This is a genomic window from Pseudomonas sp. NGC7, assembly GCF_047159675.1.
Lineage (GTDB): Bacteria > Pseudomonadota > Gammaproteobacteria > Pseudomonadales > Pseudomonadaceae > Aquipseudomonas > Aquipseudomonas kermanshahensis.
This window is the reverse complement of sequence record NZ_BAAFZY010000001.1, coordinates 4321001-4342099: the sequence shown is the minus strand read 5'-3', so window position 1 is coordinate 4342099 and position 21099 is coordinate 4321001. Positions and strand designations below refer to the sequence as shown.

At 63.4% G+C, this 21099-nt stretch carries 20 protein-coding genes; 4 read left to right on the top strand and 16 right to left on the bottom strand.

Going from position 1 to position 21099, the window contains the following annotated elements:
- Positions 1-85: 85 nt before the first annotated feature.
- Positions 86-511, top strand: a complete 426-nt coding sequence (locus ACMCNM_RS19395) for a GTP pyrophosphokinase (protein ID WP_027596108.1) — start codon at positions 86-88, stop codon at positions 509-511.
- 3 nt (positions 512-514) lie between these two features.
- Here ACMCNM_RS19395 and ACMCNM_RS19390 read toward each other — a convergent pair whose 3' ends face one another.
- Positions 515-1207: an endonuclease gene (locus ACMCNM_RS19390; protein ID WP_099454663.1), complete on the bottom strand. Its 693-nt coding sequence runs from the start codon at positions 1205-1207 to the stop codon at positions 515-517.
- Positions 1208-1213: 6 nt separating this feature from the next.
- Positions 1214-1456: a DUF1654 domain-containing protein gene (locus ACMCNM_RS19385; RefSeq protein WP_027596110.1), complete on the bottom strand. Its 243-nt coding sequence runs from the start codon at positions 1454-1456 to the stop codon at positions 1214-1216.
- A gap of 219 nt (positions 1457-1675) precedes the next feature.
- Between ACMCNM_RS19385 and ACMCNM_RS19380 the strand changes: the two genes are divergently transcribed.
- Positions 1676-3799 (top strand): TonB-dependent receptor family protein, encoded by a 2124-nt coding sequence (locus ACMCNM_RS19380; protein ID WP_412765198.1) that lies wholly within the window; start codon positions 1676-1678, stop codon positions 3797-3799.
- Between the two features lie 118 nt (positions 3800-3917).
- On the opposite strand, the gene ACMCNM_RS19375 is transcribed toward ACMCNM_RS19380, so the two are convergent.
- From ACMCNM_RS19375 to ACMCNM_RS19335, 9 genes are all read right to left on the bottom strand, one after another.
- Positions 3918-4673, bottom strand: a complete 756-nt coding sequence (locus ACMCNM_RS19375) for an SDR family NAD(P)-dependent oxidoreductase (RefSeq protein WP_186680041.1) — start codon at positions 4671-4673, stop codon at positions 3918-3920.
- Between the two features lie 117 nt (positions 4674-4790).
- Positions 4791-5552 (bottom strand): GntR family transcriptional regulator, encoded by a 762-nt coding sequence (locus ACMCNM_RS19370; protein WP_238348894.1) that lies wholly within the window; start codon positions 5550-5552, stop codon positions 4791-4793.
- A gap of 54 nt (positions 5553-5606) precedes the next feature.
- Positions 5607-6632: a proline racemase family protein gene (locus tag ACMCNM_RS19365; protein ID WP_412765197.1), complete on the bottom strand. Its 1026-nt coding sequence runs from the start codon at positions 6630-6632 to the stop codon at positions 5607-5609.
- 9 nt (positions 6633-6641) lie between these two features.
- Positions 6642-8123, bottom strand: a complete 1482-nt coding sequence (locus ACMCNM_RS19360; RefSeq protein WP_412765196.1) for an aldehyde dehydrogenase family protein — start codon at positions 8121-8123, stop codon at positions 6642-6644.
- Positions 8120-9400 (bottom strand): NAD(P)/FAD-dependent oxidoreductase, encoded by a 1281-nt coding sequence (locus tag ACMCNM_RS19355; RefSeq protein WP_339551282.1) that lies wholly within the window; start codon positions 9398-9400, stop codon positions 8120-8122. Before ACMCNM_RS19355 ends, ACMCNM_RS19360 begins: the two co-directional genes overlap by 4 nt.
- Positions 9401-9526: 126 nt before the next feature.
- Entirely contained in the window at positions 9527-10402 is an 876-nt protein-coding gene (locus ACMCNM_RS19350; RefSeq protein ID WP_186680028.1) for a dihydrodipicolinate synthase family protein, read from the bottom strand.
- Between the two features lie 36 nt (positions 10403-10438).
- On the bottom strand, positions 10439-11104 hold the full coding sequence (locus tag ACMCNM_RS19345; protein ID WP_099454655.1) for an amino acid ABC transporter permease: 666 nt from the start codon (positions 11102-11104) through the stop codon (positions 10439-10441).
- Between the two features lie 10 nt (positions 11105-11114).
- Positions 11115-11786 carry an amino acid ABC transporter permease gene (locus ACMCNM_RS19340; RefSeq protein ID WP_099454654.1) on the bottom strand — a complete coding sequence of 224 codons (672 nt, stop codon included), beginning with the start codon at positions 11784-11786 and terminating at the stop codon, positions 11115-11117.
- A 10-nt stretch (positions 11787-11796) separates the two neighbouring features.
- Complete coding sequence (locus ACMCNM_RS19335; RefSeq protein ID WP_099454653.1) at positions 11797-12618, bottom strand: amino acid ABC transporter ATP-binding protein; 822 nt, start codon at positions 12616-12618, stop codon at positions 11797-11799.
- 431 nt (positions 12619-13049) lie between these two features.
- Between ACMCNM_RS19335 and ACMCNM_RS19330 the strand changes: the two genes are divergently transcribed.
- Positions 13050-13883: a transporter substrate-binding domain-containing protein gene (locus tag ACMCNM_RS19330; protein ID WP_099454652.1), complete on the top strand. Its 834-nt coding sequence runs from the start codon at positions 13050-13052 to the stop codon at positions 13881-13883.
- Positions 13884-13964: 81 nt separating this feature from the next.
- Entirely contained in the window at positions 13965-14735 is a 771-nt protein-coding gene (locus ACMCNM_RS19325) for an SDR family NAD(P)-dependent oxidoreductase (protein ID WP_412765195.1), read from the top strand.
- 8 nt (positions 14736-14743) lie between these two features.
- On the opposite strand, the gene ACMCNM_RS19320 is transcribed toward ACMCNM_RS19325, so the two are convergent.
- The 5 genes from ACMCNM_RS19320 to ACMCNM_RS19300 form a co-directional block, all read right to left on the bottom strand.
- On the bottom strand, positions 14744-16039 hold the full coding sequence (locus tag ACMCNM_RS19320) for an NAD(P)/FAD-dependent oxidoreductase (RefSeq protein WP_186703295.1): 1296 nt from the start codon (positions 16037-16039) through the stop codon (positions 14744-14746).
- A 52-nt stretch (positions 16040-16091) separates the two neighbouring features.
- The gene (locus ACMCNM_RS19315; protein WP_099428869.1) at positions 16092-16514 is read right to left on the bottom strand and encodes a RidA family protein; all 423 of its coding nucleotides are present in this window, start codon (positions 16512-16514) and stop codon (positions 16092-16094) included.
- A gap of 29 nt (positions 16515-16543) precedes the next feature.
- A complete protein-coding gene (locus ACMCNM_RS19310) occupies positions 16544-17683 on the bottom strand; it encodes a tyramine oxidase subunit B (RefSeq protein WP_099454650.1) in 1140 nt (379 codons plus the stop codon).
- A gap of 258 nt (positions 17684-17941) precedes the next feature.
- Positions 17942-19252, bottom strand: a complete 1311-nt coding sequence (locus ACMCNM_RS19305; RefSeq protein ID WP_412765194.1) for a hypothetical protein — start codon at positions 19250-19252, stop codon at positions 17942-17944.
- Between the two features lie 188 nt (positions 19253-19440).
- Positions 19441-20928 (bottom strand): aldehyde dehydrogenase family protein, encoded by a 1488-nt coding sequence (locus ACMCNM_RS19300; protein WP_412765193.1) that lies wholly within the window; start codon positions 20926-20928, stop codon positions 19441-19443.
- Positions 20929-21099: the final 171 nt, after the last annotated feature.

The following is a 21099-nucleotide window of genomic DNA, read 5'->3' as shown; positions in this document are numbered from 1 at the left end:
AGCACAAGGCTGCGCCTACAAAGGCTGGGCGTATATGCCCGTGCGGGCTATGCTTGCACTGGGAGAGCTGAACGGGGAGGGCCTCATGTCTACACTGGAGCGGGCCATTGCCGTGGCTGCCAGGGCGCATGAAGGGCAATACGACAAGGGTGGGGCGGCCTATATCCTGCACCCGCTACGTGTGATGATGCGGGTTTCCACGCCCGAGCAGCGGATCGTCGCGGTGCTTCATGATGTAATTGAAGACACGCCGATGACCCTGTCCGACTTGGCGCGTGAAGGCTTTGCACTGAAAATTCTTGCCGCGCTGCTGGCGCTGAGCCGGCGTGATGGCGAGTCTTACCAAGACTTCGTCCAGCGCCTTGGTGGTGACCCGTTGGCGCGCACCGTCAAACTGGCCGACCTGGCCGATAACAGCGACCTCTCGCGCATCCCAGTTCCTGGCCCCGCCGACCTGGCGCGGCTGGCCCGTTACCGGGAGGCCAGCGCCTACCTGCAGACACTGGCTTGAGCTTCAGCCGCAGGCCTTGAGGTTCACTGGCCCGACAAACGCATTGCCGTGGCCCATCACGCAGGCCACTTGCTGGTTGCGCTGCAGCTCCCATACCTGCGGGGGGTACGTTTTGCTCCACGCTTCGAACAGCTGCCGGTCCTGCTTCGACAAGCGCAGGTTGTACTGCTTGCTCATGTAGAAGTACGTGCGTGCGATCATGCCGCGGATCGAAGGGCGTGGCATGACCTTCTTGGCCTTGAAGTCGACTTGGGTCAGGCAACTGCCGTACTGGCCATGCTGCTGAGGCAGCCAACCGAAACTGAAGTTGCTGCGGTCGCCATTGACCTCACCGATACTGGGCACCAGATTGTGCAGGTCGGCCTCGGCGCGCTTGTACACCTCATCGTGCTGCGAGCACTGCTTGCGCCCACCGTCCTGCCAACACTGGCGCTGGTGGCCGATCTGCCAGGCCGGCACGATGTGCTCCCATTCGATGCGCGAAGCCCGTTGGGCATTCTTGCGCGGTGTATAGCCGCAAGAGGCCAGGTCGACCTTGTTGCCTTTGTACTTGCAGCCGCAATAAAACTCCGTCGATTGTGGCGCGTACAGCTTCCAGGCGACCTTTTTGGCCTCCTGGAACGTGCGTGGGGCATCGGCATGGGCGAACGGGGTGGACAACAGCAGGCAGGCTGCAGCGAAAAGCGAAACTCTCATGCGCAGTCAGTCTTCCTTGGGCACGGTCCAGAAAATCTGCACGCCGCCATCGTCGCGATGGGCGAGGGTGACGTTGTCGTTCTCGGCGATTTCTTCGAGCAGGGTCTCCCAGTCATCCGGGGACTCTTGCTCCAGGCGGAAGATCAGCGCTGCACGGCTGCGTTGGGCAGTGGGGCTGTTGATGATCTTCTGGATACGTACGCCCAGTTGTTCATAGCTGCTCGGTGTTGCTGAGGAGGTGCTGGCCACAGGCATTTCCTTGTTTTTGCTGTATGTGCGTACAGTATTTCACCGTAAGTAAATTCGCAACTGCCTGTGAGGCAAAAGAGTGTGTGGCCGAGGTGAAGGATTGGTACCATCTGTGCCATCACCTCTCCGCATTCATTCGCGCGCTCTGTGCCTGGACACAGCAGTGACGCCTTGGGCATGACGCGAAATCGGTCAGGCCCAAGCTTCAGGAAGCTTCACATGTACCCATTGCGTTTGCATCGACCTGCCCCCTTGCGCACAGGCTTGACCCTGTTGCTGACCGGCAGCATCAGCCCGTTGAGCCATGCCAGCACCGAGGCAGTCGATGTCGTGATCACCGACCCGGTGGTGGTCACTGGCGCCTACGCGCCAACCGGCAGTTTCGACCTGCCTTTTTCGATCGATACCGTGGACCTTTCCCACGGGACCGACGGCCAGTTGGGCGTCAATCTTTCAGAAGTGCTGACCAAGGTACCGGGCCTGGTGGTGCAAAACCGGCAGAACTATGCGCAAGACCTGCAAGTGTCATCGCGGGGTTACGGCGCACGTTCGGCCTTTGGTATTCGCGGCCTCAAGCTGCTGAGCGATGGTATCCCTGCCAGCACGCCAGACGGCCAGGGGCAGGCCGCCTCGCTCAACCTGGATGTGGCCGATCGCATCGAAGTGTTGCGCGGCCCCGCAGCGACCCTGTACGGGAGCAACGCCGGCGGCGTTATCCAGATGTTCAGCCGGGACGGGCAGGGGCCTGCAAGGGTAGGGGCCGAAACCACTTTTGGCAGCGACGGTTTCAACAAGAATCACCTGTCGGCCGAGGGCGGCAACGAAACCGCCGGCTTCTTGCTCGATGCATCGCGCATGGACACCGACGGTTACCGTGACCACAGCGCCGCCCGCCGCGACCAGACCTTCGCCAAGGTGCACGTAAGGCCCGACGCTGACTCGCGCCTGGCGCTGATCTACAGCAGCCTCGAACAGAACAACACGCAAGACCCGCTGGGGCAAACCTGGGACGCCTATAAACATGACCCTCGTTCCACCGCGGCGGTGGCGGATATCTACAACACCCGCAAGAGCATCGACCATCAGCAGTTGGGCATGAACTACGAGCGCTATTTCGGCGATGCCACGTTGCAGTTCAACCTCTACGCGGGGCAGCGTAGCGTCGTGCAGTACCTGTCCATTCCGAAGACAGTGGCCTCCAACAGCCAGCGTGGCGGTGGGGTAGTGGACTTCGACCGTGCGTTTCACGGCGGCACCTTGCGCTGGATACAGCCGGTTGTAGCCGCCCCCGGCAACCTCACGGTCACGGTTGGCGCCGACTATGACCAGAGCAAGGACGACCGCCGCGGCTTCCAGAACTTCAGCGGCGACACGCTGGGCGTCAAAGGTGAGCTGCGGCGTGACGAGCAAGACACCGCCACCAGCCTGGACCCCTACATCCAGGCGCATTGGGAACTCGGCAACTGGACCACTGACCTTGGCCTGCGCCACAGCTCGATGCAAATGCGCGTCGATGACCACTACCTGGCCAATGGCGATTCCAGTGGCAAGAACACGTACCAGCAGAACACGCCATCGCTGTCGGTGATGTATGCGTTTACGCCGGATGTACGTGGTTACGTGAGTGTCGGCAAGGGTTTCGAGACCCCGACCCAGGCCGAAATGGCCTACGCCCCTGGCCTGGTTGAACGCTTCAACTTCGGGCTCAAGCCTGCCTCCAGCACCCAGTATGAAGTGGGCGTCAAATACCGGCTCGGCGAACGTACCCGGCTCAACGCCGCGGTTTACGAAATCCATACGGATGACGAAATCGTGGTGGCCAGCGCCACCGACGGCCGTACCAGTTACCGAAACGCCGGGAAGACCTTGCGCCGCGGGTTTGAGGCGAGCCTGCACAGCGACCTCAGCGATCAGTGGCAGACGACCGTGGTGTACACCCGCACCGATGCCCGCTACGCCGAAGACTTCGCCCAAGGCACGCAGACCATCGAGGATGGCAACCGCCTGCCGGGCGTGCCGCTTGACAACCTGTTCGGCGAGCTCGTGTGGAAGCCAGCGACGTTTGTCAGCATGGGGGTTGAAGGGCAGTACCGCAGCAAGGTGTATGTGGAGGACAGCAATACCGCAAAACCGGCGCCGGCCTATACCGTCTTCAACTGGCGGACGCGCTTCGAACAGCATGCCGGGCCGTGGACGTTCCACCAGTTGATCCGCCTGGACAACCTGTTTGATCGGCAGTATGTGGGGTCGGTGATCGTGGGTGACGGCAACGCACGCTACTACGAAGCTGCGCCGGGGCGTTCGTGGTATGCGGGCGCCGGGTTGGAGTATCAGTTCCGCTGATAGAGGTAGGAGCAGCCTTGTGCTGCGAAGAGGCCGGTAGTAGCACAGTGATCTTTACTGCTGCTACCGGCCACTTCGCAGCACAAGGCTGCTCCTAACCTGGGGGTGCATGCTGCAGTCAGGCCACCGCTTGCGCGCCCGTGATCTCGACCAGCGAGCCGCACATGAACGCCGCCTCGTCCGAAGCCAGGAAGGCCACCAGGGCGGCGACCTCTTCCGGTTTGCCGATGCGCCCGAACGGGACCATGCGGTCCAGGTCGGCGATGGTGCGCCCCGACCGCAGCACGCCGGCTTCAAGCATGGGCGTGTGGATCTCGCCGGGGCATACCGCATTGACCCGGATTTTATGCGGCGCATAGTCGCGCGCCAGGTTTTGTGTAAACGACGCCACCGCCGCCTTGGTGACGTTGTAGGCAATATGCCCAGGTGCCGGGTAGAGGCCCCACTGCGAGGCCGTGTTGACGATCGCGCCACCCCCCGCTTCGATCATGCCAGGCAGCACGGCCCGGCACAGGTGGAACATGGCATCCAGGTTGATCGCAAAGCTGCTGTGCCAATCCTCTTCGCTCAAGGCCAGCAGGTTGCCGCGACGGTTGATGCCGGCGTTGTTCACCAGCACATCGATGCGCCCGAACGTTGCTGCGACCTCTTGCACCAAGCCCCGGCAGGCCTCGCCCGACGCGATGTCCGCCGCGATGGCGTGCGCCTTGCCGCCGGCCTGCTCAATGGCCTGCGCCACTGCCTTTGCTGCTTCGAGGTTGACGTCACTGACCACCACCGTTGCGCCTTCGCTGGCCAGCCGGCCAGCAATGGCAGAGCCGATGCCGCCAGCGCCACCGGTCACGATCGCCACGTTGTTCACGAATCTTTGCATTTTCGACTCCTGATTTAATGTATGCAGGTTTGCATGCAGGCTGATAAAGGGTGTGAGTGTGTCAACAGGGCTGAGCGGTCTCAGCCCTGGCGGTGTCAGCGGGTGCTGATAAGGGGGTCAGGCGATGGACATGCGCGCTGTCAGGTTCTGCTGCAGGTAATCCAGGAACCGGCGCTGGAACAGCATCGTATGTTCATGCGCCGCAGCTTCTGCGGCATCGGCATCGCGCGCGGCAATGGCCTCGATCATTTCATCGTGGTCACGGCCAAGGCGGTGGGCGGTGGCCGAACTGACCACGTGGTCGAAGTGCAGGTGCAGCAGGCGCTGGCCTTCACTCAACAGGCGTTCGTAGTAGTTGATGAAGTAGGGGTTGCGCCCGGCCTGCGCGATGGCCATGTGGAAGGCCTTGTTCAGCTCGGACATGGCCTGGAAGTCGCCACTGGTCACGGCCTCCAGATACGCCGCGTCGGCGTTGCGGATGGCGTCCAGGTCTTCTGCGCGATGCTGGGTTGCAGCCAGGCGGGTGACGGCGCGCTGGATCAGGTCCAGGGCCGAGATGTAATTGGGGAACTCCTCGATCTCGAAGGGGGTGACCAAGGTGGTGCGGTTCGGCAGGATGACCACCAGCCCCTCGGTGATGAGCCGTGCCAATGCATCACGCACCGGTGAGCGAGAGAGCCCGAACTGCGCGGCCAGTGAGACTTCGTCCAGTTGCACGCCCGGTTTGAGCTTGAGGGTGAGGATCTGCTTGCGCAGTTCCTCGTATATGTAGCGACCGCTGTGGCGACGTGGCGCGCCTTCGGTTTCGGTGTCTTTGGCCATCATCAGGTCTCGGTTGGGCTCGGTCGTATCATACAGGCCGGTCTTTGTTGTTTTCATCTGCAGTGCGCTGCAGGCCCCTTCGCAGCCGTGCCGGCGAGAGGCCGCTGCGGCTCAGGCAGTCCCCGCGCCCCAGGTATCGCTGAGCATGAGCCCGGCCGCCAGCGGGTCATCCGGGTCCACCCCCAGTTGCTGCAGCCCATAAAGCCAGGCGCGCCCGGTTACCCGCGGCAGCACCGCAGGCCGGCCGGCGACCTCGGTATGCCCGAGCAGGGTGACCTGGAACTGCCCGCCGATGGTCGAGCGCGACACCAACTCGTCACCCGTCTGCACCAGGCCGCGTGCCGCCAAGGTGGCCAGGTTGGCCGAGCTGCCGGTGCCGCACGGCGAGCGGTCGACCCGGCCAGGCGGCAGGGTCGTGCAGGTTTGGTAGGTGCGCTCATCAAGGCGATTGCGGAACATCACATACGCCACCTCGTTGACCGACGGCAGCAACGGGTGCTGGATGTTCAGCTGTCGATTGATCACGTCTTTCAACGCCACACCGGCGTCGGCCAACGCCCGGGCATTCTCCGGGTTGATGGACAACCCGGTCTGCTCGACGTCTACCAGCGCGTAGTACACACCCCCAAACGCCACATCGAGCTTGATCGTGCCGAACGCTTCTGTCTCGACGGCCAGGTCCAGGTGCTCGACGAACGCCGGCACCATGTCCAGCGACACGCTCAGGCAGCGCCCGTCCGCGCACTGGGCACGGGCGGTGACCAGGCCGGCCGGGGTGTCGAGCACCACGGTGGTTTCTGGCGTCTGCATCGGCACCATGCCCAGTTCGAGCAGGGCGGTGACCACGCAGATGCAGTTGCTGCCGGACATCGGGTGGGCCTTGTCGGCCTGCAGCACGATGAACCCGGCGTGTGCATCAGGGTGGGTCGGCGGCAGCAGCAGGTTCACCGACATCTGCAGGCAGCCACGCGGTTCCAGCGTCACCAGGCGCCGTAGGCTGTCGTCGACCTCGTTGATGTAGTTCATCTTGTCCAGCATGCTGGCGCCGGGGATGCCCAAAACGCCACCGGTGATGACCTTGCCGATTTCGCCCTCGCAGTGCACTTCGGCCAGTTGCAGGGTCTGTTTCCAACGCATGGCGTTACCTCACTTGATGTACCAGCCCCAAGGCTGTTCGCTGTCGTAGCGGGTGATCTGCTTGGTTTCGAGGTAGTTGTTCAGGCCCCATTCACCCAGCTCGCGGCCAATCCCGCTTTGCTTGTAACCGCCCCAGGGGGCTTCGGTAAAGGTCGGCTGGGAGCAGTTGATCCAGACAATACCTGCGCGGAACTTGCGGGCCACGCGCTCACAGCGCGCCAGGTCTTTGGACATGACCGCGGCGCCCAGGCCGAAGCGTGAGTTGTTGGCCGCGTCGATCGCTTCCTGTTCGCTGTCGAAGGGGCGGATGCACACCACCGGGCCAAAGATTTCTTCGTTCCAGATCCAGCTGTGTTCCGGCACGTCGGCGAACACTGTGGGTTGCAGGTAGAAGCCTTTGTCCAAGTGTGCTGGGCGCTCGCCGCCCACCACCAGGCGGGCACCTTCTTCCAGGCCCCGGGCGATGGCGCGCAGGGTGCCATCGTACTGGTTACGGTTGACCAGCGGGCCGAGCAGCACGCCTTCTTCCATGCCGTTGCCGATCTTGATCTTGCGCGTTTCTTCGGCAAGGCGTGCCAGCAACGGCTCGTACACCGAACGCTCTACCAGCACCCGTGACGTGGCCGAGCAGACCTCGCCCTTGTTCCAGAAAATCCCGAACATGATCCACTCGACCGCAGCTTCGATATCGCTGTCGGCAAAGATCACGAATGGCGACTTGCCGCCCAGCTCCAGGGTGACGTTCTTGATGTCCTGTGCGGCCGCTTGCATGATGCGGCTGCCGACCGGCACGCTGCCGGTGAAGGCCAGTTTGTCTACGCCGGGGTGCGCGGTCAGCGCTGCACCGACGGTGGTGCCGGGGCCGGTGACGATGTTCAGCACACCGGCAGGCAAGCCGGCTTCATCGGCGATGCGCGCGAGCTCCAGCGCGGTCAGCGAGGTTTGCTCGGCGGGCTTGAGGACGATGCAGCAGCCCGCCGCCAGCGCCGGGGCGATCTTCCACGCGGCCATCAGCATCGGGAAATTCCAGGGCACGATGGCGCCGGCAACACCGATGGGTTCCTTGCGCGCCACGCAGCTGAAACGGTCATCGGACAGCGCGACGTTTTTTTCGCGTTTCTCATCCAGTTCTTCAGCCAGGTTGGCGTAGAAATCGAAACAGCCCGCTGTGTCGCCAATGTCCCACATCGCTTCCGGAAAGGGTTTGCCGTTATCGCGCACTTCAAGGGTGGCCAATTGTTCCTGGCGGGCACGGATGCCCTCGGCGATCTTGCGCAGGTAGGCGCCACGTTCGGCGCCGCTCAGGCGCGGCCATGGGCCTTCGTCGAAGGCAACGCGAGCTGCTTTGACGGCCACGTCGATGTCTTCTGCACTGCCAGACGCCACCTGCGCGATCAGGCTTTCGTCACTGGGATCGAAAGAGGGGAAGCGTGCGCCCAGGATGGGGCTGACCCATTGGCCATTGATGTAAAACTGGTCGTAGCGATTCATGCTGCTCCTCCAATGAGTGCGAAACGTCGGGCGCTGAAGGCGTTCAGGTCTTGTGCGGGCGTGCGTTGCGCGACCAGGTCGGCAACCAGGCGGCCGGTGGTGGCGCCGAGGGTGAGGCCGAGTTGGCCATGCCCGAAGGCCATGACCACGTTGTGCAGGCGTGGTGCGCGGTCGATGACGGGTTTGGTGTCCGGCAGGAAGGGCCGGTAGCCGACGCCAAACTGCATGCCTTGGGTGTTCAGTTGCGGCAGTACCCGGCGTGCCTTTTCCATGATGATCTCGGCGCGCTTGAAGTTCGGTTCGGCGCCTGGCGCTGCGAACTCGAGGGTGCCGCCAATCTGCAGGCCACGGGTCATGGGGGCAAAGCAGAAACCACCGTCGGCATAGATCACCGAATGGCGGATCTCAACCCCAGGCTGGGGCAATACCGCCTGGTAGCCGGCAATCCCAGCCAGCGGGATGTTGACCCCAAGGGTGTCGAAAAACGCGCGGGCACCGGTACCGGCGGCGACGACAACCTGCTCGGCCGGCAAGCGCGTGCCGTCGGCAAGGGTCACGCCGGTGGCGCGGTCGTGGGTGTGGTCGATCTTCACCGCGGCTTGGCGCACGCGCACGCCCCCTTGGGCAATGAAACTTGTGGTCAGGGCCGCGATAAACCCTTCGGTGTCATTGACGGCGCGCCAGTCGGGGAACAGCAAACCATGCTGGAACTTGCCCGCCAGGGCCGGCTCCAGGTCAGCGATGGCCGCGCCGTCCAGCTCTTCTGATTTGAACCCAAGCTGCTTGCGCAGGTCCAGGTGAGGGCGTTCGTGGGCCAGCCCGGCCGGGGAGTCGAATACCTCAAGGATGGGGCGGTCGCCTAGCAGGGTCTTGTCGGGGCAGGCGTTCAGCAACGGCGCATAGTCGTCGTAGACATGCTGGGTGAGCCGGGCCATGTCTTGCGCGATCTGGTTGATCTTCGAGGTGCGCGCGCAGGCCAGGAACCGCAGAAACCACGGCAGGATGCCAGGCAGTGCGCTGGGGCGCAGGGCCAGGGGGCCTTTCTGGTCGAGCAGCCAGCCAGGAATTTTCATCAAGATGCCAGGCTTGGACAGCGGGATGACTTCGCTGACCGCCATCTGGCCGCAGCTCCACTTGGCGGTGCTGTCGCCAGGGGCGGCGGGGTCGACCAGGGTGACCCGGTGGCCGTCGCGCTGCAGGTACAGCGCGCAGCAGACGCCGACGATACCGCCACCGATGACGATGGCCTGTTGCGCTGAAGGGTGCGGGTTGTTCATGGTGCAGGCTCTACGTTGTTGCGAGGGCTGCGCCCTCGATCGCGGGCAAGCCCGCTCCTACAGGTTTGCGCCGCTCCTTGTGAGAGCGGGCTTGCCCGCGATGGGCCGCAAAGCGGCCCCTGGCACTTATTGCTGCGAAGCTTCGTATACCGTGCGGAACTCGGCCTTTTCTTCATCGGTCAGCGGCAGCAGCGGCGCACGGGCATTGCCAACCTTGAAGCCTGCCAGCTCCGCCCCGTACTTGACCTTTTGCACGAACTTGCCGCTTTCCAGGTTGGCCATGGCTGGGAACAAACTGCGCATCACTTGCTGGGCACCGCGGATATCGCCAGCCGTAAAGGCCTTGTGGAAGGCCACGACCTTCTCCGGGAAGATGTTCGCCGGGCCACAGATCCAGCTGTCGGCGCCCCACAGGTAGAAGTCCAGCGCTTGGTCGTCCGAGCCGCAGGACAACTGCATGCCCTTGTATTTCTCACCGATCTCGATGGCACGCAACAGGTTGCCGCTGCTTTCCTTGATGCCGATCACACGCGGGTGTTGGTGCAGCGCCGCGATCACGTCCAGGCCCACTTCGACGTTGGTGCGGATGGGGTAGTTGTAGAGCACCACGTTGATCTCGGGAAAGGTCTGAAGGATGGTGTTGTAGTGGGCCAGCAGCTCTTCCTGGGACGGCAGCGCATAGTACGGCGGGGCAATCAGCAGGTTGGTGTAGCCAGCGTCGACGGTCTGCTTGATCTGCTCCAGCACTTCACGGGTGCACGAACCGTTGGCCCCCGCGATCAGGGTGCCGCGGTCACCTACCACCTCTTTGACGGTGGCCAGTATCTGACGGCGTTCGTCATTGGCCAGTGCATAGTATTCGCCGGTCGAGCCCAGTGGCACGAAACCGCTGACCCCTGCGGCCAGTTGATGCTCGAGGATCGAGGCCAGGGTGTCGTGATCGACTTTGCCCGCGGCGTCGAAAGGGGTGACCAAGGCAGGCAGGATACCGTTGAGTTTCATGATGTCGTCTCCGGGGTTGGTTTCAGATCAGTCAGGTCAGTAGGCGTAGCGACGCAGCAGGCGCCCTTCGACCACGCCGACCAGGCGGGTCAGCGGGAAGGCCACGAGGAAGTAGATGACGGCCACAGCCGAGAGGAACTCGACCGGGCGGGCGGTGCTGTTGGAAATGTTCTGGCCGACGAACATCAAGTCGGCGACCCCAACCGAGGAGATCAACGCACTCTCCTTGAACAGGCTGACCACGTTCGACAGCAGCGGGGGCACGGCGCGCAGCAGTGCCTGGGGGAAGATCACATAGAGCACCTTCACCTTTGACGTCAGGCCCAGGGCGGTGCAGGCGTCGTGCTGTTCGCTGGCGATGGACTTCAGCGCGCCGCGGAAGGTCTCGCTGGTGATTGCCCCCATGAACAAGGTCAGGGCGATCAACACCGAGGCATAGGGCGGGATGTTCAGGCCGAAGACCACCGGGAAGCAGAAGAACACCCAGAACAGCTGGATCAGCAGTGGCGTGCCGCGGAAAAACTCCACGTACAGGGTCAGCGGCAGGCGCAGCAGCGGCGTCTTGACCTGGCGCAGCAGGCTGACCACAAAGCCCAGCAGGCTGCCCAGCAGGGCGCAGATACCGGTGAATGCCAAGGTTAGGGCCAGGCCTTTCAACAGCACTGGCCAGTAGTTCAGAACAACCGAGAAATCGAGTGGCATGGCTGTCTCCTCAGCGCTGGGCAGCCAGGTCCTGGCGTCGCTCGAACCACTGCACCAGCTGGGCGATCGGAAGGGACAGGGCGAAGTAGACCAGGGCGATCAGGGTGTAGGTTTCCAACGGGCGATAAGCCTCGGTGGCCAGGCTCTTGCCGACGTACATCAGGTCGGCGACGGCGACGATCGCCACTAGCGCGCTTTGCTGCAGGGTGCCGATGCCGTTGGTGATCAGCACCGGCAAGGCGCTGCGCAGCGATTGCGGCAACACCACGTACAGCGTGCGCTGCCAGGGCTTCAGGCCCAGTGCCACGCAGGCATCGAGGTGCTCGCGCGGTACCGCTTGAACGCCCGCGCGGTAGGCCTCGGCATTGAATGCCGTAAGGTTCAAGCCCAGGGCCAGGAAGCCCATGGCGATCGGGTCGATGAACACGTCGAACAGCATCGGAACGCAGTAGAAGAACCAGACGATCTGCAACAGCGCCGGGGTGCAGCGGAAGAACTCGATGAACAGCTGCGCCGGCCAGCGGATGAAGAACCATCGGCTCAGGGCCATCAGGCACAGCACGAAACCGCACACCAGCCCGATCAGGTTGGACACCAGGGCCAGCTCGAGGGTGACCTTGAGGCCGTCGAGCAGGGCCGGCAGGCTGCCATTGAGGAAGTGGAAGTCAAATTGGTAGTTCATCGGAGCGCCCTCAGTCCAGGTGCAGGACTTTTTCCAGAAACTCGCGGGTACGGGGTTCGCGCGGGGCGGTAAAGAGCTGGTCTGGGTGGCCCTGCTCGACGACCTTGCCGTTGGCACAGAACACCACGCGGGTGGCGATGTGGCGGGCGAAGTGCATGTCGTGGGTGACGATGACCATCGCCATCTTCTGTTCGGCCAGCTGCAGCATCACGTTCTGCACCTCGATGACCATTTCCGGGTCGAGTGCCGAGGTGACTTCGTCGAACAGCATCAGCCGCGGTTCGAGCATCAGTGCGCGGGCGATGGCCACACGTTGTTTCTGGCCACCGGAAAGCTGGCTGGGGTAGGCGTGCAGCTTGCTTTCCAGGCCCAGCCGGGCGAGGTAGGCGCGGGCTTTTTCGGTGGCCTCGGCCTTGCTCAGGCCATGCACCTTGACCGGGGCGAGGATCAGGTTGCCCAGCACCGAGAGGTGCGGGAACAAGGTGTAGTGCTGGAACACCATGCCGATCTGTTTGTGCAGGGTTTCATCCAGCGGCTTGCCTTGCTTGCGGCAGCCATCGATGTAGGGCTTGCCCTGGAAGCGGATGGTGCCGCCCTGGATACCTTCCAGGCCCATCAACACCCGCAGCAACGAACTTTTACCGCTGCCGGATGGGCCGATGATCACCAGCCGGTCATCGGCGCGCATGTCCAGGTTCATCTGGTCCATCACCACCAGTTGCTCGCCATAGGCCTTGCGAACGTCACGCAGCTGGATGAAATCACCGCCGTTGACGGAATTCGGGGTGAGCGAAGTCAGTGGCTGGGCAGCCACTAAATGAGGCGTGTTCATGACAGTCGTCTCCGCGAGGTCGCCCCTGGCCAGGGCCCTCGGCATGTCAGCAGGCGTTACCGGGCTTTCAGGCCCGCTGTGTTTTAGGCAGCAGCCGCAGAATTGCAGCGAGACACGGGACGGCGGGGAAAGGGGGGCGTGGCATTTTGAGTCTCTCCGGTGATTGTTTTTGTAGGCAGAAGAGCAAGCAAAAAAGAGCGCGATAATTCTAATGAGTGCCGCTATGTATGCAGCGTTGTATTCAGGCTAGTGTGATTTCGCTGAGCCTGTCAACACATGCGTAAGCGGAAAATTTTTCATCAGCATTCCAAACGGCTATTGACAGGCCAGCTCAACCCTTTCTACTGTGAGTACAGCATTGCATACATACAAGCATGCAGATAAACGCCTTACCTTCCTGCCAACAACAATGATTATCAGTGAGGTCAAAAATGGTTGTTTCCGTCCGCTCTTCGTTCAACGCGCTGTTGGCCAGTGCCAGCCTTTGTGCCGCACTGCTGGCTCAAGCGCCGGCCCAGGCCGCTGAGACTTCGCTGTGGCAAGACGTGCAAAAAGCCGGGGTGTTGCGTTGTGGCGCCGCCGTGGCAGCGCCGTACGTGATGCGAGACGCCAGCACTAGCGCCTACAGCGGCTACTTCGTCGACCTATGCCGGGACTTCGGCGAGAAGGTGCTCAAGGTCAAGGTGGAGTTCGTCGACACCAGTTGGGACAACCTGGTGGCGGGCTTGCAAAGCAGCAAGTGGGACCTGGCTATGGCCCTGAACCAGACCCCGGAACGTGCCTTGGCGGTCGCATTCACCGTGCCGGCAACCGACTATCAGGTGTCGCTGCTGGTCAACAAGAACAACCCCAAGCTCGCAGACGTGAAGGACGACATCGCCACCCTCGACAAACCGGACGTGACGTTCGCGGTGATGTCTGGCACAGCCCAGGACAAGGCCATCAGCGCGGTCGTGCGCAATGGCAAGATCATGCGTTTGCCCGGCATGGACGAAGCGCGCCTGGCGGTCATGTCCAAACGTGCTGATGTGCTGGTCGATGCCAGCGACACCAACCACCTGTTTGCCCTGGCCAACCCTGACTGGACCCGCGAGATACTGCCCAAGCCTGCACTGGCCAAGCAGGGCGTTTCATTCGGTGTACGCCGGGACATCACGGCGGCCGACCTTGAAGTGCTGAACATCTACCTGAGGCAGCGACGCGACACCGGTGAAATCCAGCAGCTGGTCGACAACGCTTCGCTGGCGGCCAACGCTGCCAAGTAGGGCGTAACACTGCGTCATGCCGCGCGCCTGCAGCCAGGCACGCGGCATTTTTCTGGGCTGCATAGAAAGAAGGTGAACTTCATGAGTGAACGCACACGGCCCCTGCATGGGCAGGTAGTCCTGGTCACGGGAGCGTCAGGGGGTATTGGCGCCGCGATTGTCGAACAACTGGCGGCCGAGGGTGCCAAGCCGCTGATTCATTACAGCCGCGATGCCAAAGGTGCCGAGGCCCTGTTGGAGCGGATCGCGGGCAAGGGCTGGACCGTGCAGGGTGACCTGAGCCAGGACACCGGCCCCGAGGCCCTGTGGCATGCCGCCCTTGAGCTGGCCGGTGGGCGCATCCATGGCCTGGTCAACAACGCAGGCATCCGCACCGAGGTCCCGCTGGATGCGCCCTCAGCGCAATGGCGGGCGGCGTGGCGTCGCGAGTTTCAAGTCAACTTCTTCGCCGCAGCCGACTTGTGCCGTGAAGCAGTGGCGCATTTTGGTGCCCATGGCGGCGGGCGTATCGTCAACATGGCCAGCCGCGCCGCCCAGCGAGGTTATGCCGCCGAGGCATTGCCCTACGGCAGCAGCAAGGCCGCGCTGATCAACTTGACCAAATCACTGGCCCGTAGCGTGGCGGGGCAGGGTGTGGTGGCGGTGGCGATTGCCCCGGGTTGGGTGCGCACCGACATGGCGGAACAGTTTGTCGCCCAACATGGCGAAGCCGCCGCCGTGGCAGACATCCCCCTTGGGCGTATGGCCAGCCCGACTGAAATCGCCGAGCTGGTGGCGTTCACTTTGCGCCCGTCCCAGGCGTCGCTCAACGGCGCGACGCTGGATATGAACGGCGGCAGTTACATCCGATGAGGCGCCGCTTAGGCGAAGCGCTCGAACCGATAGGGGCTCGGGTCGATCAACGTGGGTGACTGCGAAACCAAGTCCGCCGCCAATTGGCCCGCTGCCGGCGAGGTGCCGAAGCCATGCCCGGAAAACCCGGTCGCCAAGGTCAGGCCGGGAATGGCCGGCACCGGGCCGATCACGGGGTTTGAGTCTGGGGTGACGTCAATCGTGCCTGCCCAGGCGGAGGCGATCCGGGCCTGCTCGAACACTGGCCAAGCTGCTTTCAGGTTACGCAGGGCTTCATCGTTCAATGCCGTGTTGGCCTGTGGGTCCTGAACCCTGACGCGCTCGAAGGGCGTCACCTGGGAGGCACTCCAGCGCCGGGCCAGGGCCAGGTCCTTGAAGAAGTACTTACCGAAGCTGATGCGCAAAAAGTCACGCTGTGCCCGCAGTTGCGGCAGGTAACGCCTGCCCAGCAGCAGGTGATCCAGGGTCAGGAATGCATCGAGCGCCCCGCGCTGGGTAATGATGTAGCCGCCATCCTTGTGTTTGCGGAAGGAAAAGTCCGGTGCGCCCACGGCAATGTCGGTCGGGCCGTCCAGCGGGTGGGTGCGCAGTACTGAACAGGTCAGCGGCAGGGTGGGCAGGTTGATATTGAGGTTGCCGAGAAACTTGCGAGACCACAAGCCGCCGGCTAGCAATACCTGGTCGCAGCGAATCTCGCCTTGCTCGGTGACAACGCCGCTGACCCTGCCAGCGGCGGTGACCAGCGTGCGCACCGCGCAGTTTTCCACGAGCACCGCGCCTTTGGCGATCGCTGCACGGGCGATGGCGCTGGCGGCCAGGGTCGGCTCGGCGCGCGCGTCCGAGGCGGTGTAGATGCCCCCGGCCCAGTCGGCACGGCCGCCGGGCACCTTGTTGGCAATCTCCTTGTTGCTGAGCAGCCGAGAGTCCAGGCCAAGGTGCTCGACGCTCTTGAGCCAGCTTTCGTGCATGCCCATCTGCGTGTCGTTGCGGCCGATGAACATGATGCCTGCTTGCCGGTAGCCGACATCGCTGCCGACCCGTTCTGGCATTTTCGCCCACAGTTGGTCGGCGGCCAGGGCCAACGGAATATCGTGGGCATGGCGGTTGGTCTTACGCACCCAGCCCAGGTTGCGCGACGACTGCTCGCCCGCAAGGCGCCCCTTCTCCAGCAGCACCACAGGGATGTTGCGTTCGGCCAGGGTAAGGGCCGCGGTCAGGCCGATGATGCCTCCCCCGATGATCACCACGCTCGTGGCCTGAGGGTGGGTGGTAGGGGTGTGCACAGGGTCGATGACGGGGGGCATGGCTTCACTCGGCGGCAGTGTGAACGGAATGTTGCGGTTCAAGGCTGGCGGATCACTCGCCCAGGCGGATCAGCGTGACCTGCGCGCGCGAAGCCCCCCGGTACGCCGTCACTTCCAGCTCGACTTTGTAGACGGTCGAGCCCAGGGGCGGGCAGGTGACGGTGGTGGCCGGGTCGATGCCTCGGAATTTTTCGCCGATCACTTCCATGACCGTTGGCACGTCGGCCGGGTCCTGGATGAACACACGCGAGCTGATCACATCCCCCAGCCCGGCATCGACTGCCGCCAGTGCGGTTTCGATGTTGGCGAATACCTGGTGGGTCTGTTCGATCACGTCTTCAGGGATGACCTGGGTCTGCGGGTTGCGCCCGGCGGTGTTAGAGACGTGGATCCAGTTGTCCACCGCCACCAGGCGGGAATAGCTGGCCAGGTCTTCGAATTTCGAGCCGGTTTTCAGTTTGGTGATCTGCGTCATGGGGGAGCCTTTTTTGAGTGGTTGAGGAATCAGCTAAGGACAGGTTTTTCCCAGAGATTGAGCTTCACGCCGATGCCTTTCTCGAGCGCGTTGCGGTACACGACGGTGCCCCAGGCAACGTCTTCCACGGGCATGCCGCCCACCGACATGAGGATGATTTCTTCGTCGTTCAGACGGCCTGGCGCATCACCCCTGATGATCTTGCCGATGTCCTCGACCTGCGCGGCGTCCAGCTTGCCTTCGGCGATCATGTCCATGAAACGCACGCCTACCAGCGGCACATGGTTGTGCGCAGGCTTGGGCAGTTCTTCGAACCAGGCTTGGTACAGCCCTGTGTTGTCCACCACCTTGCGCACGTCCGCACGCTCCATGCCGTCATCGATGCTGCACGGGGCAGGCATGGCCAAGAACGCACCGGGCTTGACCCACTCGCGCCGCACCAGCGGGTAAGTGCTGGGGTCGCCGACTTCGCCCGAGCTGCAGTAGCTGACCAGGTCGGCGTCACGTACCACTTCTTCCAGGGTCTGCACGACCTGGATGTGGGTGATTTGCGGGAAGGTCGCCTGGACCCAGGCAACGAAGTCATCCAGGTTCTTCTGGCCTCGGCCCTTGATCTTGATCGTATCGATCAGCGGGCACACCGCCATGAACGCGGCAACCGTGGTCTTGCCCATCACGCCCGGCCCAGCCAGGCCGATGACCTTGGCGTCCTTGCGGGCCAGGTGGCGCGCACCAACCCCGGGGATGGCGCCGGTGCGGTACGCCGACAGCAGGTTGGCCGACATGTGTGCCAGTGGGGCGCCGGTGTCGGCGTCGTTGAGGGTGAACATCAGGATCGAGCGGGGCAGGCCCTTTTCGCGGTTGGCGATGTTGGAGCCGTACCATTTGGCGCCCGCGGTGCGGAAGTTGCCGCCCAGGTACGCTGGCATGGCCATCATGCGACGGTCTGCGGTCGGCTTTGGCATGTGCGGGAACGGCGATTGCTCGGGGAAGGTGATCATCGCGCCGTGGGAGTCGTTGTTCGGGCCGGCCATGCGGTAGTCGCCCTGGTAGAGCAGGTCGAACATTTCTTCCATGGTATCGACACAGGCGGGCATGTCGGTCACGCCGGCGCGGATCATGTCCTGTTCGGACAGGTAGATGAAGTCAATGCGGGTATCGAGGGTCATGGCGGGTCTCGCAAGGCGGCCGTTGTCAGGTTTTGTTTTTGTGGGCGGGGGCTGTCATTCGTGGTGTCAGTTTCGCTAACGAGCGGCAGGCCGTCTTGCGTCAGCGTGCCAGGCGACTTGACCTGCCGTGCCACGGCTGAGCTTCGTGTGGAGCAGCCTTGTGCTGCGAATAGGCCGGTGAAGGCAGCGGAGGTCTACTGTGTTTTCACCGGCCTCTTCGCAGCACAAGGCTGCTCCTACAGTGGTTCATGTACTGATCTAGAACGGCACCGCAACAGTCAGCTGGCTGTAGACGTTGGTGCCGTCGCCGCCCACCTGATTGCCGCCGTTGCGCTCGTCCTTGCGGGGCTGATACAGGCCCACCAGCGGGCTGATGATCAGGTGGTCGTTGACCGCCCATTCCAGGTAAAGGTCGAGCTCCCGGGCATCGAGGTTGAGGCTGTCGCGGGTACGCACCGTGTCGAAGTCGAAATACAGCGCACCGACCGTGAGGTTTTCCAGCGGGGTCGCCTTCACGCCGACATGGTGGATGCCGGTGTTGCTGTTGACGGGCCCGGCATAGTTGGCGGCGACTTCACCCTGGAACCAGGTGCCATAGCCACTGGACAGGCCACTGAACAGCGCGTCCCAGCCTGCCGAGTAGCGGGTGTAGCGGTAGGTCACCTGGGGTGCCCAAGGCAGGTCGGCGAAGGTATAGCCGGCCTGCAGGTACCAGGCTTTTTCCGGGCCGCCTTGCTTGTCTTGCCACGCGTATTCGAAGGCGATACTGGCATTGTCGATACCGGCGTTGCCTTCACCACGCAGGCTGTAGACGTCCATGCCCTCACGCGCTTTCTGGAACGCGCTGGCCCATTGCTCGGTGACGTCGATACCGTGCACCCAGGTCAGCCCCAAGGTGCCCAGAGCATGGGTGTAGTCCAGGGTGCCGGCGGCCAGTTCGGTTTCGGCCTGCGCGCGGTTATCGGACTTCAGCCACAGCAGGCTGCCATGCAGGCCATCCTGCCCGCCCAGGCGCAGTACTGCGGTGCGGTCGAAGGCGTGACGCGCCGCCAGGTAGTAGGCGCCGCCGCGGTCCAGGTGGCCGTCGGCCACGCCGTTGCCCAGGTTCGGGCCGTCGTCGTTGATCAGGAAGCCGCTGCCCAGGCGGACCACCTGCCGCCCCCCAGAAAGGTCTACGCCATCCTTGCCCAGCCAGGGCAGCAGGTCGCCTGAACGCCAGCCCAGGTAGGCGTCTTCGATCTTGGTGGTGCGCTCGGAGCCATCGGTGTTGCCGGCGGCATCGCCATCGCCCCAGGTGGCGGAGCTCACCCAGTTCAAGGCGCCATAGAGGCTGCCGTTGCCTGCCAGGCCCTGGTCACCGCTCAGGCCATACTTGATGAAGCCCTCGCGCCAGGTCGAGCCACCGGCCGTGCCGTCATAATTCTTGCGGCTGTTAAACATGCCCCACACCGCGAGCATGTCGGCATTCACGTGGCTGTCGTCGTCGGCGTTGAGTTCGTAGGCCGGCGCGGCCTGGCTGGCCAGCAGCGTGGCCAGGGCCAGGGTGGACAGCCGTTGCGGTTTGAACATTGCACTTCCCTCGATTGTTCTCGGCACCTCGCAAGGCGGCCTTTGTTGTTCGGGGGCAGCCTCGTTGGGGCGAGGCGCCGTCGCGGTTGGCTGCGACGGCCTATTAGTGCGTGGATGGCTGGGTGGGGTCTTGTTCGTGGCTGCCAAGGCGCTTGCCCGCCTTGGCCAGGTGCATGCAGCAGGGCGCTTCAGTAACGGATCATCACCGACTTGAGCTCGGTGAAATCATCGATGAACGCCGAGCCGAACTCGCGGCCGATGCCGGACGCCTTGATACCGCCGAAAGGCACGGCGGGGTCGAGCAGGGTGTGCATGTTGACCCACAGCGTACCGGCCTGGATTTGCGGGACCATCCGCATGGCTTTGCCCAGGTCGTTGGTCCACAGGCTGGCGCTGAGGCCGTAGGGCGTTGCGTTCATCAGGTGCAACAGTTCGTCTTCGTCGTCGTACGGCAAGAAGGTCGCCACCGGGCCGAAGGTTTCCTGGTTGAGCAGGGTGTCGCTGGCGCCCTTGGCGAGAATCACCGTCGGCTCGACAAAGCAGCCTGGGCCATCGCCAATGTGCCCACCATGAATGATCTGGCTGCCTTCGGCGCGTGCGGTGGCGAACAATTCGGCCAGCTTCTGCTGGTGTGGCTTGTTGGCTACCGGGCCGAACTGGGTCGATTCATCCAGCGGCGAGCCGACCTTCAGCTGGCCCAGGCGTTGGCACAGTGCGTCAAGCAGTGGGTCGATGCGCGAGCGGTGGACGAAGAAGCGCTCACCGGCGGCGCAGATCTGCCCGGAATGCAGAAAGCCAGCTTCAATGATGCCGTCGACGGCTTTGTCGAGCGCTACATCGGGCAGGAACGCTACCGAGTTCTTGCCGCCCAGTTCCAGCGTCGCACGGGTCAGCTTGGCACCCATGGCGGCCTTGCCGACGGCGATGCCGGTGGGCACGGAGCCGGTGAACGAGACCTTGTCGGTACCGGGGTGCTCGACCAGCGCCTTGCCCACCAGGCCGCCGCCGGTCAGTACGTTGAGGGCGCCTGGCGGTAGGCCGGCCTCGCTGGCCAGTTCGGCGATGCGCAGCAGCGTCAGGGGCGTGAACTCGCTGGGTTTGAGAATGATGCTGCAGCCGGTGGTCAGCGCCGAGGCCAGCTTCCAGATGGCGATCATGGTGGCGAAGTTCCACGGCACGATGCCCACCACCACGCCGATCGGTTCGCGCAGGGTGAAGGCGCTGTAGCGCTCACCGGCGAACGAGGGCAGGGACGGGGTGATGGTTTGGCCGGTGATCTTGGTGGCCCAGCCTGCGTAGTAGCGCAAGAAATGCGCGGCCTGCTCTACCTCGAACGCGCGCGCGATGCCGATCAGCTTGCCCGACTGCAAGGTCTCTAGCTGGGCCAATTCTTCGCGGTTGGCTTCCAGCAGGTCGGCCAGCTTGAACAGCACGCCGGCGCGGGCGGCCGGGCTGGTGCACGACCAGGTGCTGAAGCCTTGGCGCGCCGAGCTCACGGCATGGTCAATGTCGGCCTGGTTGGCATCGGCGATGCGCGCGAGGGTTTCGCCATTGGCCGGGTTGATCACGGCAAGGGTCGAGGCGGATTGGCTGGCGATGGAGTGGCCGTGAATGAACACGCCATGTTGGCGGGCCAAGAATGCCGTGACCGTGGGAAGAAGGGTAATGTCGCTCATGCTGGCTCCTGAGGCAGAGGAACGCGGCCTGACCGGCCGCCAAAGCGTCGAGCATAGTGAACGGGCCCGGTGCTGATCTTGCATCTCCCTGACGGCGGCATGACGCTGCCTGCCAGGCATGCAGGTGCTGGCAGGCAGCAACAAGGGCCACGGCAGCCATGGGCAAGACGC

What these genes read in the sequence shown, in the direction of transcription:
- ACMCNM_RS19395 (WP_027596108.1), top strand. Translation starts at nt 86, where the DNA reads ATGTCTACACTGGAGCGGGCCATTGCCGTGGCTGCCAGGGCGCATGAA.
- ACMCNM_RS19390 (WP_099454663.1), bottom strand. Translation starts at nt 1,207, where the DNA reads ATGAGAGTTTCGCTTTTCGCTGCAGCCTGCCTGCTGTTGTCCACCCCG.
- ACMCNM_RS19380 (WP_412765198.1), top strand. Translation starts at nt 1,676, where the DNA reads ATGTACCCATTGCGTTTGCATCGACCTGCCCCCTTGCGCACAGGCTTG.
- ACMCNM_RS19375 (WP_186680041.1), bottom strand. Translation starts at nt 4,673, where the DNA reads ATGCAAAGATTCGTGAACAACGTGGCGATCGTGACCGGTGGCGCTGGC.
- ACMCNM_RS19370 (WP_238348894.1), bottom strand. Translation starts at nt 5,552, where the DNA reads ATGAAAACAACAAAGACCGGCCTGTATGATACGACCGAGCCCAACCGA.
- ACMCNM_RS19365 (WP_412765197.1), bottom strand. Translation starts at nt 6,632, where the DNA reads ATGCGTTGGAAACAGACCCTGCAACTGGCCGAAGTGCACTGCGAGGGC.
- ACMCNM_RS19360 (WP_412765196.1), bottom strand. Translation starts at nt 8,123, where the DNA reads ATGAATCGCTACGACCAGTTTTACATCAATGGCCAATGGGTCAGCCCC.
- ACMCNM_RS19355 (WP_339551282.1), bottom strand. Translation starts at nt 9,400, where the DNA reads ATGAACAACCCGCACCCTTCAGCGCAACAGGCCATCGTCATCGGTGGC.
- ACMCNM_RS19350 (WP_186680028.1), bottom strand. Translation starts at nt 10,402, where the DNA reads ATGAAACTCAACGGTATCCTGCCTGCCTTGGTCACCCCTTTCGACGCC.
- ACMCNM_RS19345 (WP_099454655.1), bottom strand. Translation starts at nt 11,104, where the DNA reads ATGCCACTCGATTTCTCGGTTGTTCTGAACTACTGGCCAGTGCTGTTG.
- ACMCNM_RS19340 (WP_099454654.1), bottom strand. Translation starts at nt 11,786, where the DNA reads ATGAACTACCAATTTGACTTCCACTTCCTCAATGGCAGCCTGCCGGCC.
- ACMCNM_RS19335 (WP_099454653.1), bottom strand. Translation starts at nt 12,618, where the DNA reads ATGAACACGCCTCATTTAGTGGCTGCCCAGCCACTGACTTCGCTCACC.
- ACMCNM_RS19330 (WP_099454652.1), top strand. Translation starts at nt 13,050, where the DNA reads ATGGTTGTTTCCGTCCGCTCTTCGTTCAACGCGCTGTTGGCCAGTGCC.
- ACMCNM_RS19325 (WP_412765195.1), top strand. Translation starts at nt 13,965, where the DNA reads ATGAGTGAACGCACACGGCCCCTGCATGGGCAGGTAGTCCTGGTCACG.
- ACMCNM_RS19320 (WP_186703295.1), bottom strand. Translation starts at nt 16,039, where the DNA reads ATGCCCCCCGTCATCGACCCTGTGCACACCCCTACCACCCACCCTCAG.
- ACMCNM_RS19315 (WP_099428869.1), bottom strand. Translation starts at nt 16,514, where the DNA reads ATGACGCAGATCACCAAACTGAAAACCGGCTCGAAATTCGAAGACCTG.
- ACMCNM_RS19310 (WP_099454650.1), bottom strand. Translation starts at nt 17,683, where the DNA reads ATGACCCTCGATACCCGCATTGACTTCATCTACCTGTCCGAACAGGAC.
- ACMCNM_RS19305 (WP_412765194.1), bottom strand. Translation starts at nt 19,252, where the DNA reads ATGTTCAAACCGCAACGGCTGTCCACCCTGGCCCTGGCCACGCTGCTG.
- ACMCNM_RS19300 (WP_412765193.1), bottom strand. Translation starts at nt 20,928, where the DNA reads ATGAGCGACATTACCCTTCTTCCCACGGTCACGGCATTCTTGGCCCGC.